The following is a 13,109-nucleotide window of genomic DNA, read 5'->3' as shown; positions in this document are numbered from 1 at the left end:
CGCGATGAACCTTTTTTATTTGTTGCTTCTAGAGTTGACGGGGTAACTATGAGTTTTCGCTCAGTAATGTACTGCTCTAGGAGTTGTTTGAATGTAGTTTTTGGTGAGGGTGAAGTGTTTTGTGATTTTGTCGGTTCTATAGTTATCTGACTGGAAGGCTTTAGCCTTTCTTTTTGGTTGTTTTCTTCATCAAGTATCTTATCTAGTTGTGAAATTCGATCATGACAATCATCGATGTTCATTTTAAGAATCGATATTCTAGCTTGCTGAGCTATCAAGAATATATTGGTTAACGCTTGTTTTGTTTGAAGGATAAGTAAGCTTGATTTAGAAAAGTCATACTCTATCCGGTTCAATTCCGCAGCGACTTGTTGCTCTATAGTACGTGACGTATCAAATATATCTTCAGACAGACTTACTAAGGTATTCAGTTCTTTCGAGGAATAGCTGTTTTGCAGTTTAAGGGCTTTGATATCATTCATTAGAGATGCTAAACGCTCTCTTGCATGTAATGACATTGGCTCTAAGGCGTTGTTAATCTTCATTTTAACAACTCTAGCATTAGCTTCGATTAGCTGATTTGCTACCCTATCGTTAAATGGTTTGGTACTTCTATTCATAATCCTTTGCCGAATATCCATTTCGAGTTTAAGCGACAGTAATGTGGCTTCTTTTTTGTCTGATGTTCTAAGTGAACGTTTTATTTCAGTGCGATTGTCAAAAAGTGACCGATATAAAAAAGGCACTTGGTATCGAAAATACCAAGTGCCTGTTTTAGATAGAGTTAAGTATTTCATTTTAGTACCATAAGCTAGTACAAACTGATTAAAACTTAACCTTTTTAGATGTAATTCATTGTATTATAACAATAAATCAATAATTGGTGGAGCTGGCGGGAGTTGAACCCGCGTCCAAAAATCATTCATCATTGGTACTACATGCTTAGTCGATCTTTAATTTCACCAGCAACCTGCGAACCGACACGCTAGTTAAAGGCTAACCTGAATTATAATTCGCGCTTTTCCTCTCAGGTGGGAGAAGCCACGCTAGCTAGTTTGGGTTTGATCTCTTATTGGTCCCCGTCTTACGAGCGGAAGCTAGGGTAAGAGAGCTCTGAGCAGGTTATTAAGCTGCTAGTGCGTAGTTTTCGTCGTTTGCGACTATTTTTTTGCGGCTTTTAACGTGGCCAACCGCCCCACGGCATGCACCTCAGACTTCAAAATTCCTGTCGAATCCTAAATCAGCCCCAAGTGTTATTTGCATAGTACCAGAAAAGCTTACCCTGTCTAGCACTGTGCGTTTAAGTGCTTAAAATTAACGCAAATTACTCTTCATAATTCGTGCTTTATCTCTCGCCCAATCTTTTTCTTTCATATCAGTACGTTTATCGTGCAGCTTTTTACCTTTCGCTACGCCAACTTTAATCTTCGCCCAAGAGCGAGACCAGTAAAGTGCGGTTGCGACAAGCGTCATGCCTTCACGGTTAATACGACCGATAAGGTTATCGAGTTCTTTTCTCGACATTAGTAGTTTACGGATGCGTGTTGGGTTCGCCACGATATGAGTACTCGCTTGAGTTAGCGGAGTGATCGTCATACCACTGATGAATGCTTCGCCATCTCGGATGTAGACGTAGCTTTCTGCGATATTGGTTTTGCCTTCACGTAGGGATTTTACTTCCCAGCCTTGTAGCTCAAGCCCCGCTTCTATCTCATCATCGATGAAATATTCGTGGCGAGCTTTCTTATTAAGCGCAATGGTATTACTACCGGCTTTTGATTTTGATTTATTCTTTGCCATAATGGCCTCATTATACGGATTGCACCCTAGTTGGGGAATCCTTTTTATTTGCGCTCTGGCCCAATACAATTAAAATTGCAGTTTGTGTTAATGTAACGCTGTCTTTAACAGGAGTCTATATGCCAAAGGTTACTCGTTCAGCATTAGTGTCGTTTAGTGCCGACCAGATGTTCAACTTGGTCAATGATGTTGCTCGTTATCACGAGTTTTTGCCAGGGTGTTCTGGTTCACGTGTGATCGAATCTTCAGATTCAACTATGGTGGCTTCGGTTGATGTCTCTAAAGCTGGTATTAGCAAAACATTTACCACATCGAACCGCTTAGCAGATGGTGCTGAGATCTTGATGGAGCTGGTGGATGGCCCGTTCAAAAAACTGCAGGGTGGTTGGTATTTTACTCCGCTCGATGAGCAAGCGTGTAAGGTTGAGCTTAAGTTGGAGTTTGAATTCTCTAGCCGAATGATTGAAATTGCATTTGGTAAGGTTTTCAATGAGCTGACGAGCAATATGGTCAGTGCTTTTACTCAACGCGCGAAACAGGTTTACTAAGCCATGACTATTGAATCAGATATGATCCACGTAGAAGTTGTGTTTGCGCTTCCACATGAGCAGCGTGTATTTACCTTAGTGGTAAATAAGAACGCGACCGTTGAAGAGATTATTGCGCAGTCTGGTGTTTTAGAGTTGTATCCAGAAATCGACTTGGCGAAAAATAAAGTTGGCGTATACAGCCGCAACGTTAAGTTAGATGCAACCGTTCGAGATAAAGACCGTATCGAAATCTACCGTGCACTGTTAGCCGATCCAAAAGAGATTCGCCGTAAGCGTGCTGAGCAAGCGAAAGCAGCAGCGGCTAAATCGTAATGCTAAACCAGTTTGACTAAGAAGAGAGCTCGCTATATTGGCGAGCTTTTTTGTACCTGTTGGTTAGACAACGCAGCTAATTTGTTAGCAGATATTAAAAAGCCTGCTCGTGTTAGCAGGCTTTTGCGATTCTTGCTTTGTCGACGGATAGTTTTGTCGACTGATAGCTTTATCGGCTAAGAGCTTTGTTGACTGGAAAGCTAGCGAAGGCTTTCGAAGAATTCATCACTGGCTTCAAAATCACCATTGATCGTCACTAAGGTGCCCGTTGCATCAAAGTTAACAACAAGATTTTTTTGAATCGAGTCTTCATGGCCTTTTGTGTGGTGGTAAATGTAGTACCACGTATCTGGGTAGCCATTTTCGATAAGCATAGGTGAGCCCATAACGTAACGAACTTGTGTTTTTGTCATGCCAAACTTGAGCTGATCGACAGCTTCCTGTTCAACATAGTTACCCTGATTGATGTCAATTCGATAAACCAACTTCTCTAATAGAGAGCAACCGGTCAACATTGTTAGTGCAAGTGGAACTGCAACTAACCACTTTTTAATTCGCATAGTTTGAGATCTTTCTTCGCTAAAATACTGCCTGATAATAAACAAGCTCCAGCAAGAAGTAAAAAGCTCCTTGCGCTTTGAGCTTGTTATGACTGGCAATTTTGAATTAAGTTGCAAAATTGCCAAGAATTTTCGGTAAATTATCAGAAAGTTGCTGAATATGTAACCTATGCTGCGATTAATAACTCTTTTGCATTGGCAAGCGTCGATTCGGTAATCTGGCTGCCACCAAGCAGTCGAGCAAGCTCTGAAACGCGTTGTTGCTCATCAAGCGTGTGCATTTGAGTCTCGGTTTTACCTGATTTCGTGTTCTTCGCTACAAAAAGTTGTTGGTGACCGCAACCGGCAACTTGAGGTAAGTGAGTCACGCACATAACTTGTGTCGATTCGCCCAGCTTACGTAGCATTTTTCCGACAACCGCAGCGGTTGGTCCACTGATACCCACATCGACTTCATCGAAAATCAGGCTTGGTGTATCCACTTTTTGCGCTGTGATCACCTGAATCGCCAGTGAGATTCGTGATAACTCACCACCAGAGGCCACTTTCGCAATCGGCTGCATCGGTTGGCCTGGGTTGGTCGAAACAATGAAGGTCACGTTATCCATACCCAATGGAGAAGGGTGTGTGTTGGTGTTGTTCACTTCAATGGCAAACTGCGCTTTTTCCATGCTCAGTTCGTGCATGCTTTGCGTGATCAGCTTGTTGAGCTCTTTTGCGTAACGAGTTCGAGATTTATGAAGCTTCTCTGATTTAGCAACGAACGATTGGTATTGGTTTTCCACCTCGTTTGCCAGTTCTTCTAATTTTTCATCAGAGCAATCAAGCGCTTCAACTTGTTGTAGTAAGTCTTGATGGTGCTTATACAGCTCTTCAGGTAACACGTGGTGTTTACGAGACATCGACATCACTTTAGAGAAACGCTCCTCAACGTAAGCCATACGACCGGGATCAACATCAATGCTGTCTAGGTAGGTTCTTAACTCGTTGTTGGTCTCTTCGATCTGAATAATGGCTTCAGAAAGCAAGTTCGGTAACTCGGCCAATCTTTCATCTAGCTCAGCTAGCTGAATTAAGGAGTTATTGGCCGATTGCAGAATACCAAGCGCATTAACTTCTTCGCCTTCATAAATAAGCTCGATAGCTTGCTGACAGGTTGTGGCCAGTTCTCCGCTATTGGAGAGGCGCTTATGCTCTTGTTCGAGGTCTTCATATTCTTCCTCCCCAATAGACAGCTCATTTAACTCTTTGATTTGGTATTCAAGAAGTTGTTTTTGAGCTTGGTTTTGCTGGCTATTCTCACGTAACTCTTTTAAGTGGTTATCCGCTTGTCGCCATGCTTGGTAAGCATTACGTGTCGATTTCAATAGGTTCAAGTGGCCTGCGTATTGATCAAGCATGGCCATTTGATAATCGCTTTTCATCAACTGGTGATGCGCGTGTTGACCATGGATGTTGATCAACAGTTGTCCAAGTGATTTCAATTGCGAAAGAGGGACAGGGCTACCGTTGATGAATGCACGAGAACGACCTTCTTTTGAGATGGTTCTGCGCAGGATGCACTCACTGCCATCAAGCAATTCGTTGTCTTCTAACCAGCGGGTTGCATGCAGATTGTTCTCAAGTAAAAAAGCGGCACTGACTTCGGTTTTTTCTTCACCTTGTCGAACCATTCCTGCATCGGATCTTCCCCCAAGACATAAGCCTAAAGCATCGATAGCGATAGATTTACCCGCACCAGTTTCCCCGGTGATTGTTGTCATGCCTTTAGATAGTTCTAGCTGTAAAGACTTAACAATAGCGAAATTATTAACACTTAAATGAGCCAGCATTTTTATTTACCTGTATAACTGAACAATACTGTATATAAGTTCAGTATATACTGTTTCTTTATACAGTAAAGTCGACAGGTGAAAATTTTTTGCGACCGTTATCAGAATTGAGGTTGTTCGTAGATCACTGAAACCGCTATAGATTCCCAACTCAGTCGTTCCTCCCTCTTGGGAGTGGAGGTATAAGGAACTGCAGAGAAGCTAGAGCCGACGGGCTTTTACTGGCAATAAAAAGGCTGACGAATGTCGTCAGCCTTTTAAAATCGTTCGCTTTTCACTTAGAACAGCTTACTCGACCAGCCTAGCTTGTTACGTAGAACGTGGTAGTAGTTGTAGTCTTTAGGGTGGATCAGTTTGAGCACATTTGGGCTTTGGTAAATGTGGATCTCATCACCAGGAGAAACAGGCAGTGAGATTTGACCATCGCAGCTCACCTCCTGAGTTCCACGGTTATCAGGCGATACGATAAGCTTAATACGACGCTTGCCATCCACCACTAATGGGCGGCTTGAAAGGGTATGCGGGAACATTGGCACGAGTGAGATAGCATTTAGGCTTGATGACAGGATAGGGCCGCCGCCGGAAAGCGAGTAGGCGGTAGAACCTGTCGGTGTTGAGACGATTAAGCCATCAGAGCGCTGTGAGAAGGCGAAGCTATCATCGATATACACTTCGAACTCGATCATGTGCGCCACTTGTCCGGGGTGCAGTACTGCCTCATTAAGTGCCGCATTGTGGCTTTTTATCTGGCCGTGACGATGAATTTCCGTTTCAAGTAAGAAGCGCTCTTCTTCCATGAACTCGCCTTTGAGAACATCAGTCAACGCGCTCTGGAAGTTTTCAGGGTTGAGATCGGTTAGGAAACCAAGATTACCTCGGTTAACACCAATCACTGAAATGTCGAAACGTGACAAGATTCTAGCGGCACCGAGCATGTTTCCGTCACCACCGACCACAATGGCGAGATCGGCGCGTTTACCTAATTCAATCAGGCTAGAAAAATGTTCTTTTGGGATGTCGTCTAAAATAGTGGCGAGTCTGTCATCAACAAACACTTGATAACCCTCAGCACTTAACCACTGATAGAGCTCTCTATGAGTCTGAATTGCTTGCTGATCTCGAGGTTTACCGATAATGGCGATGACTTCAAATGGCTTTTTCATAACGTTTCCAAACGAATTAGGCTTGAATCAAAATTCTTCATCCCCATAATAAAGGCAAGTTGAACGTCTATGCGAGTGTTTTATATCAATTTGGGGTGCAAACACGCCTGTCACTTGCATTGAAAACGAATTCTGGAGATATCATGAGCAACGAAGAAAACAAAGTAACCGAAGCAGAGCTAGATCAGATCATCGCTGAAGCTGAGAAAGTTGAAGAAGCTGAACTGAATGAAGACGCTGCTGATGAGCAGGAAGCAAAAATCGCTCAACTGGAAGCTGCACTGCTTTCTAGTGAATCTAAAGTGAAAGAGCAGCAAGATTCTGTTCTTCGCGCGAAAGCTGAAGTTGAAAACATGCGTCGCCGTAGCGAACAAGAAATTGATAAAGCGCGTAAATTCGCTTTGAACAAGTTTGCTGAAGGTCTGCTTCCTGTAATCGACAACCTAGAGCGTGCAATGCAAGCAGCAGACGCTGAAAACGAAGTGGTTAAGCCACTGTATGAAGGTGTTGAGCTAACGCACAAAACGTTCGTAGACACAGTTGCTAAATTTGGTCTTACAGAGATCAACCCTGAAGGTGAAGCATTCAACCCTGAATTCCACCAAGCCATGTCTATTCAAGAAAGCCCAGACCACGAGTCAAACACTGTGATGTTTGTTATGCAGAAAGGCTACGAGCTTAACGGCCGTGTTATTCGCCCTGCAATGGTAATGGTTGCTAAGTAATTGAGTGGCCGCTTGCTAAGCAGTTGATTATTGCAGTTGTGAAGTAAGACAATAGCGGCGACAAAACAATTCACTGGTTAACGTGAAATGAAAAGAGAGGCATATGCCTCTCTTTTTTTATGCCTGTAACTTGAGAGTCCACGTGAATAGTCACCAAAATCGCATTAAGAATGTCGTTCTTTTTATTTTATCCAGAACAGTAATTTAGAGTTTTATATTATGAAACTGGTTGTTAATGAAGAAATGTTTTGATGTCACACTTGTAATGTTTTTGTAAATAAATGCTTTTAATTGTTACCTTTGTGTGTAAAATCCACTGCAATATAGCGATTTGGGTCGCATATATAACTATAAAAGTACAATTTTTAAACACAACAAACTGGAGAAGAACGATGGATAAATCGCTCTCAAGTAAGATTTTTGTAGGCTTGTTTGCCGGCCTTATTATTGGTACTGCTATTCAGTACCTATTCAGCGGCATTGCTATTTTTGATACGTACCTACTCGGCGCAGCTGAAGGTGCTGGTGGTATGTTCGTATCACTTATCAAGTTGCTTGTAGTACCTCTTGTATACGTATCTATTGTTTGCGGTATCGTTGAGCTAAAAGATATTCGTTCATTCGGTCGTCTTGGTGGTAAAACCTTTGGTCTTTACATTATTAACACCATCATCGCGATTTCAGCAGCGCTAACGATTGGTCTTATTTTCCAACCAGGTGCAGGTGCGAACCTTGCGGGTACGGTTTCTGAGACAATTGCGCTTACAACAACTGAAACACCAGATATTTTCTCTCTTGTTGTTAACATCGTTCCTAGCAACCCTGTAGAAGCGTTCGCAAGCGGCGACATGCTACAAATCATCTTCATGGCAATTTTGACAGGTCTTGCTATTCAAGCGCTTGATTCTCGTGGTGGCCCAGCTATCAAGACATTCAAGATGGCTAACGAGATCATGATGAAGCTTATCGGCCTAGTAATGAGCCTTGCGCCATACGGTGTATTTGCTCTGATGATTCAACTAGGTGCAACACTTGATGCAAACACGTTAATGTCAGTTGCTGGCTATGTAGCGCTTGTTGTAGCGATGCTTGTGTTCTGGATCTTCTTCTTCTACCCAATGATGGTTGGTTCATTCACTGGTATTTCTCCAAAGCAGTTCCTACGTGCAACTCGTGAGCAAATCCTTTTCTCACTATCGACTGCAAGCTCGAACGCGACGATTCCAGTAACAATGCGTACTCTGACGGACAAACTAAACGTATCTAAGTCAGTGGCAGGTTTCGGTGTACCACTAGGTGCAACAATGAACATGTCTGGTGTATCTATCTACATCGCACTAGCAACTATGTTCGTAGCAAACGCATTCGGTCAGCCAATCAACACTGCTGATATCTTTACTCTAGGTCTAACTATCTTGCTACTTTCTATCGGTGCTGGTGGTGTTCCTGGTGGTGGTGTGGTTATGGTCGGTGTTCTATTGCACCAACTAGGTTTGCCACCAGAAGGTCTAGCGATTGTTGCTGCTGTTGACCGTATCTGTGACATGTTCTGTACTTCTTCTAACGTTGTTGGTGATACTGCGGTTAACACTATCGTAGCGAAATCTGAAAACGAAATCGGCGTTGAAGCTAACGAAGAAGCTGAGCTAAAGAAAGCAGAAGCATAATTCAGAGACTCTTTCCGCTATAGATTTAATCTGAGCTGAAACCCTGAGTAGATAAACGGAGCCCAAGTGGCTCCGTTTTTTATTGGGTGAGAAGGTCACTTTATCTACTTTTACTCAACAAACGATAGTGCGGCCTTAATTGTTGTGTGAGGGAGCCTCTTTGAGAGCCCGTTTACAGAAACAAGACTTTGCTACAAGAAAGGATAGTCGAGGGTGAATAAACCCAGTTATGGGACTTATATAGGCGGTAATGATATGTATTCGTGCCTAATCATTCCTTTTATTAAAATAAATGTAAAAAAATCCATTTTCACCCTTGAAAAGGCTTCGTGAGCCCTTATCTATGGTGCATACGAAAGCAAATTACATTTGCACTTAAATTTTGTGTATTAGGGTTGAATCCCTGATTACCGCCCCCCACATATGTGGGTATAGCAAAAAACTAATATAGATTATATTTCGGAGATAGCCTGATGGGTCGAATCATTGGTATTGATTTAGGTACTACTAACTCTTGTGTTGCTGTTTTAGACGGCGACAAACCACGCGTACTAGAAAATGCTGAAGGCGAACGCACAACAGCATCGGTAATCGCATACACTGACGGCGAGACGCTAGTTGGTCAACCTGCGAAACGTCAAGCAGTTACTAACCCTCAAAACACGCTATACGCAATTAAGCGTCTAATCGGTCGTCGTTTTGAAGATGAAGAAGTTCAACGCGATATCGAAATCATGCCTTTCAACATTGTTAAGGCTGACAACGGTGATGCATGGGTTGAAGCGCAAGGCCAAAAAATGGCTGCTCCTCAAGTATCTGCTGAAGTTCTTAAGAAAATGAAGAAAACAGCTGAAGACTTCCTAGGCGAAGAAGTAACTGGCGCAGTAGTAACTGTTCCTGCTTACTTCAACGATGCTCAACGTCAAGCAACGAAAGATGCTGGCCGTATCGCTGGTCTAGATGTTAAACGTATCATCAACGAACCAACTGCTGCTGCTCTAGCTTACGGCCTAGACAAGCAAGGTGGTGATCGCACTATCGCTGTATACGACCTTGGTGGTGGTACATTCGATATCTCTATCATCGAAATCGATGAAGTAGAAGGCGAGAAGACTTTCGAAGTTCTTTCAACTAACGGTGACACTCACCTTGGTGGTGAAGATTTCGATAACCGCATGATCAACTACCTAGTAGATGAGTTCAAGAAAGAGCAAGGTATCGACCTTAAAGCTGATCCACTAGCAATGCAGCGTGTTAAAGAAGCAGCAGAAAAAGCGAAAATCGAGCTTTCTTCTACTACTCAAACTGACGTAAACCTACCTTACGTTACTGCTGATGCGACTGGTCCTAAGCACATGAACATCAAAGTGACTCGTGCGAAGCTTGAGTCTCTAGTTGAAGACCTAGTTCAACGTTCTCTTGAGCCACTAAAAGTAGCTCTAGCAGATGCTGACCTATCTGTAGGCGAAATCACTGACGTTATCCTAGTTGGTGGTCAAACTCGTATGCCTATGGTTCAAGCTAAAGTAACTGAATTCTTCGGTAAAGAGCCACGTAAAGACGTGAACCCTGACGAAGCTGTTGCAATGGGTGCTGCTGTTCAAGGTGGTGTACTAGCTGGTGACGTTAAAGACGTTCTACTACTAGACGTTACTCCTCTATCTTTCGGTATCGAAACGATGGGCGGCGTGATGACTAAGCTTATCGAGAAAAACACAACTATCCCTACTAAAGCGGATCAAGTGTTCTCTACAGCTGAAGACAACCAAAACGCAGTAACTATCCACGTTCTTCAAGGTGAGCGTAAGCAAGCGACTTACAACAAGTCTCTTGGTCAGTTCAACCTAGAAGGTATCCAACCAGCACCACGTGGCATGCCACAAATCGAAGTAACATTCGACCTAGATGCTGATGGTATCCTGAACGTATCTGCTAAAGATAAAGCAACAGGTAAAGAGCAGAAGATCACTATCCAAGCATCAGGCGGCCTGTCTGAGGAAGAGATCGAAGCAATGGTACAAGAAGCAGAAGCTAACAAAGAAGCGGACAAAAAGTTCGAAGAGCTAGTAACTGCACGTAACCAAGCTGACCAAATGATTCACGGCACTAAGAAGCAAGTAGAAGAAGCTGGTGAAGCTTTACCTGCAGACGAGAAAGCTAAAATCGAAGCGGCTATCACTGCACTAGAAGAAGTTAAGTCTGGTAACGATAAAGAAGCTATCGACGCTAAAGTTCAAGAACTTATGCAAGCAGCTCAAAAGCTAATGGAAATTGCTCAACAGAAAGCTCAAGCTGAACAAGCTGGTGCTGACGCTGGTGAACAACCTAAGCAAGACGACGATGTTGTAGACGCTGAGTTTGAAGAAGTTAAAGAAGACAAAAAATAATTTCGTCGCAGAGTAGCCTGATTTCGTTATCGGAAGTGTCCACCTACTAACGTAGGCTCCGCGCTTCCACTTAGGACTCAAGCTATCTGCTTAGAAATTTGTCTCAAAGACTTATTATTGCGGGCGTCAGAGGTAACTCTCACGCCCGTAAATTTGTATTTAGACTTGTCGATCTAGATAATAGCTTTATTCGGCATTTCAGCCGGCAGAACTTTTATCTAGATTGATACACAGACTACTGAAGTGATCATTCGGTAGTAGCAATTATTTTGGTGACCTAGAACATGTCAAAACGTGATTTTTACGAAGTATTAGGCGTAAGCCGCGATGCATCAGAGCGCGATATTAAAAAAGCGTACAAACGCTTAGCGATGAAATTCCACCCGGACCGTAACCAGGGTGATGAGACCGCAGCAGATAAGTTTAAAGAAGTAAAAGTAGCGTACGAGATCCTAACCGATTCTCAAAAGAAAGCAGCTTACGACCAATACGGTCATGCAGCCTTTGAACAAGGTGGCATGGGCGGCGGCGGTGGTTTCGGCGGCGGTGGCCAAGGTGACTTCGGCGATATCTTCGGTGACGTATTTGGCGACATCTTCGGCGGCGGTCGTCGTGGTGGCGGTCAACAGCGTGCACAACGTGGTTCAGATCTACGTTACAACATGGAACTTTCTCTAGAAGAAGCGGTTCGTGGTGTTTCTAAAGAAATCGAAGTACCAACACTTGTAGAGTGTGATACGTGTGACGGCAGCGGCGCGAAAGCGGGTTCTTCTGCACAAACGTGTGGCACTTGTCATGGCCACGGCCAAGTACAAATGCGCCAAGGTTTCTTTGCGGTTCAACAGACTTGTCCTACTTGTAACGGTAAAGGCAAGATCATCAAAGACCCATGTAACTCATGTCATGGTCAAGGTCGCAAACAGAAGACGAAAACACTTAACGTTAAGATCCCTGCTGGTGTTGATACTGGCGATCGTATTCGTCTATCAGGCGAAGGCGAAGCGGGAGAGCAAGGCGCTCCAGCTGGCGATCTGTACGTACAAGTACACGTAAAAGAACACAACATCTTTGAGCGTGACGGCAACAACCTTTACTGTGAGGTTCCAGTAAGCTTCTCAATGGCTGCTTTAGGCGGTGAAGTTGAAGTTCCAACACTGGATGGTCGTGTAAACCTTAAAGTGCCAGAAGAAACACAAACGGGCCGTATGTTCCGTATGCGTGGCAAAGGCGTGAAAGGCGTTCGTGGTGGCGGTGTGGGTGATCTAATCGTTAAGCTAGTGGTTGAGACTCCAGTTAAGCTAAGCGCTCGCCAGAAAGAATTACTGCGTGAATTCGAAGAAACCTGTGGTGGTGAAGCGGCAAGCAAGCATAAGCCAAAGTCTGAAGGTTTCTTTAGCGGCGTTAAAAACTTCTTCGATGACCTAACTAAGTAATCAATTTATTGATGTCTTAGGTTATTGATGCCTTGAGTTTTTAATGATTTAAGTTATTGATAAAGTTGGAAAAGCCTGCTCGTTTAGCAGGCTTTTTTGTATCTGTAGATCAGGGGAAAAGAAGCTCGAGAAGAAAGAGTCGAGATTTATCAGATAAATTCTAGAGCCCTTTGGTGGTTGCTCTTGTTACTTCCAACACGCTTCTGGCTCTGAAACGCCAGAATGGTGTAGCTCCAAAATATCGGTCGTCGAATCTAAGCAATCATCGTTTGTTTGTGGTGAGAGTGGTTCAGCTTGAATTGAATAGGTGGAGCTACTCGCAGATATCGCTAGCGTGTACCGGTTAGTATCGGTATCACAAAACAAGCATGTCCCTCCTGAAATTATACTCTCTGCTGCCGATGCATAGTTCCCCGTGTACAAGGTCTCCATCTCCAGTTGCATCTTGGTCATATCGGCCATTGCTGTGACTCGATGCGCTTTGATGACATGGTTTGTATAACTTGGGTAAGCAATTGCACCGAGTATCCCCACGATAGCGACAGCGAGCAATAACTCGATCAATGTCATCCCTCTCATGCTTAAGTTGTTGCTGTTGCATATATTTTTTCGAATCATCGCGAGTAGTTTCCTTTCATAGCTCAGCCCATTCTTCTCCGGTGGTAGCATCGCTGCAAGA

12 protein-coding genes and 1 other RNA gene are annotated in these 13,109 nt (G+C 43.5%); 6 read left to right on the top strand and 7 right to left on the bottom strand.

What is annotated here, in order from left to right; translation table 11 throughout:
* From AB4585_RS19550 to smpB, 3 genes are all read right to left on the bottom strand, one after another.
* Positions 1-797 (bottom strand): DUF6538 domain-containing protein (locus AB4585_RS19550; protein WP_372155115.1); only part of this gene is annotated, 797 nt, incomplete at its 3' end.
* An 84-nt stretch (positions 798-881) separates the two neighbouring features.
* Positions 882-1,248, bottom strand: a transfer-messenger RNA (tmRNA) gene (ssrA, locus tag AB4585_RS19545).
* Positions 1,249-1,314: 66 nt separating this feature from the next.
* Positions 1,315-1,800, bottom strand: coding sequence for an SsrA-binding protein SmpB (gene smpB, locus AB4585_RS19540; protein WP_004735156.1), 486 nt, complete (start codon positions 1,798-1,800; stop codon positions 1,315-1,317).
* A 119-nt stretch (positions 1,801-1,919) separates the two neighbouring features.
* Here smpB and AB4585_RS19535 point away from each other — a divergent pair, with 119 nt between their 5' ends.
* Positions 1,920-2,348, top strand: coding sequence for an SRPBCC family protein (locus AB4585_RS19535; RefSeq protein WP_372170647.1), 429 nt, complete (start codon positions 1,920-1,922; stop codon positions 2,346-2,348).
* A 3-nt stretch (positions 2,349-2,351) separates the two neighbouring features.
* The gene (locus AB4585_RS19530) at positions 2,352-2,663 is read left to right on the top strand and encodes an RnfH family protein (protein WP_010438916.1); all 312 of its coding nucleotides are present in this window, start codon (positions 2,352-2,354) and stop codon (positions 2,661-2,663) included.
* A 200-nt stretch (positions 2,664-2,863) separates the two neighbouring features.
* Here AB4585_RS19530 and bamE read toward each other — a convergent pair whose 3' ends face one another.
* The 3 genes from bamE to nadK form a co-directional block, all read right to left on the bottom strand.
* Entirely contained in the window at positions 2,864-3,223 is a 360-nt protein-coding gene (bamE, locus tag AB4585_RS19525; RefSeq protein ID WP_010438918.1) for an outer membrane protein assembly factor BamE, read from the bottom strand.
* Between the two features lie 167 nt (positions 3,224-3,390).
* On the bottom strand, positions 3,391-5,055 hold the full coding sequence (recN, locus tag AB4585_RS19520) for a DNA repair protein RecN (protein ID WP_017059862.1): 1,665 nt from the start codon (positions 5,053-5,055) through the stop codon (positions 3,391-3,393).
* Positions 5,056-5,333: 278 nt separating this feature from the next.
* A complete protein-coding gene (gene nadK / locus AB4585_RS19515) occupies positions 5,334-6,218 on the bottom strand; it encodes an NAD(+) kinase (RefSeq protein ID WP_017066747.1) in 885 nt (294 codons plus the stop codon).
* A gap of 143 nt (positions 6,219-6,361) precedes the next feature.
* Between nadK and grpE the strand changes: the two genes are divergently transcribed.
* The 4 genes from grpE (at position 6,362) to dnaJ (ending at position 12,430) form a co-directional block, all read left to right on the top strand.
* Entirely contained in the window at positions 6,362-6,943 is a 582-nt protein-coding gene (gene grpE / locus AB4585_RS19510; RefSeq protein ID WP_372170644.1) for a nucleotide exchange factor GrpE, read from the top strand.
* 392 nt (positions 6,944-7,335) lie between these two features.
* Positions 7,336-8,610, top strand: a complete 1,275-nt coding sequence (locus AB4585_RS19505; protein ID WP_004735163.1) for a dicarboxylate/amino acid:cation symporter — start codon at positions 7,336-7,338, stop codon at positions 8,608-8,610.
* 473 nt (positions 8,611-9,083) lie between these two features.
* The gene (dnaK, locus tag AB4585_RS19500) at positions 9,084-10,997 is read left to right on the top strand and encodes a molecular chaperone DnaK (protein ID WP_017059868.1); all 1,914 of its coding nucleotides are present in this window, start codon (positions 9,084-9,086) and stop codon (positions 10,995-10,997) included.
* A gap of 284 nt (positions 10,998-11,281) precedes the next feature.
* Entirely contained in the window at positions 11,282-12,430 is a 1,149-nt protein-coding gene (gene dnaJ, locus AB4585_RS19495) for a molecular chaperone DnaJ (protein WP_017059869.1), read from the top strand.
* 186 nt (positions 12,431-12,616) lie between these two features.
* On the opposite strand, the gene AB4585_RS19490 is transcribed toward dnaJ, so the two are convergent.
* Positions 12,617-13,048, bottom strand: a complete 432-nt coding sequence (locus tag AB4585_RS19490) for a type IV pilin protein (protein ID WP_371714507.1) — start codon at positions 13,046-13,048, stop codon at positions 12,617-12,619.
* Between the last annotated feature and the right edge of the window lie 61 nt (positions 13,049-13,109).

It is taken from the genome of Vibrio sp. 10N.222.49.C9 (genome assembly GCF_041474985.1).
In the GTDB taxonomy this organism is placed as follows: domain Bacteria; phylum Pseudomonadota; class Gammaproteobacteria; order Enterobacterales; family Vibrionaceae; genus Vibrio; species Vibrio crassostreae_C.
The sequence above is the reverse complement of the archived record's forward strand: the minus strand, read 5'-3'. Positions and strand labels throughout refer to the sequence as shown.

Bases quoted from the DNA above. Each gene is read 5' to 3' on its own strand.
- AB4585_RS19490 (WP_371714507.1), bottom strand. From the start codon at position 13,048: ATGATTCGAAAAAATATATGCAACAGCAACAACTTAAGCATGAGAGGG.
- nadK (WP_017066747.1), bottom strand. From the start codon at position 6,218: ATGAAAAAGCCATTTGAAGTCATCGCCATTATCGGTAAACCTCGAGAT.
- bamE (WP_010438918.1), bottom strand. From the start codon at position 3,223: ATGCGAATTAAAAAGTGGTTAGTTGCAGTTCCACTTGCACTAACAATG.
- AB4585_RS19535 (WP_372170647.1), top strand. From the start codon at position 1,920: ATGCCAAAGGTTACTCGTTCAGCATTAGTGTCGTTTAGTGCCGACCAG.
- recN (WP_017059862.1), bottom strand. From the start codon at position 5,055: ATGCTGGCTCATTTAAGTGTTAATAATTTCGCTATTGTTAAGTCTTTA.
- smpB (WP_004735156.1), bottom strand. From the start codon at position 1,800: ATGGCAAAGAATAAATCAAAATCAAAAGCCGGTAGTAATACCATTGCG.
- dnaJ (WP_017059869.1), top strand. From the start codon at position 11,282: ATGTCAAAACGTGATTTTTACGAAGTATTAGGCGTAAGCCGCGATGCA.
- grpE (WP_372170644.1), top strand. From the start codon at position 6,362: ATGAGCAACGAAGAAAACAAAGTAACCGAAGCAGAGCTAGATCAGATC.
- AB4585_RS19530 (WP_010438916.1), top strand. From the start codon at position 2,352: ATGACTATTGAATCAGATATGATCCACGTAGAAGTTGTGTTTGCGCTT.
- dnaK (WP_017059868.1), top strand. From the start codon at position 9,084: ATGGGTCGAATCATTGGTATTGATTTAGGTACTACTAACTCTTGTGTT.
- AB4585_RS19505 (WP_004735163.1), top strand. From the start codon at position 7,336: ATGGATAAATCGCTCTCAAGTAAGATTTTTGTAGGCTTGTTTGCCGGC.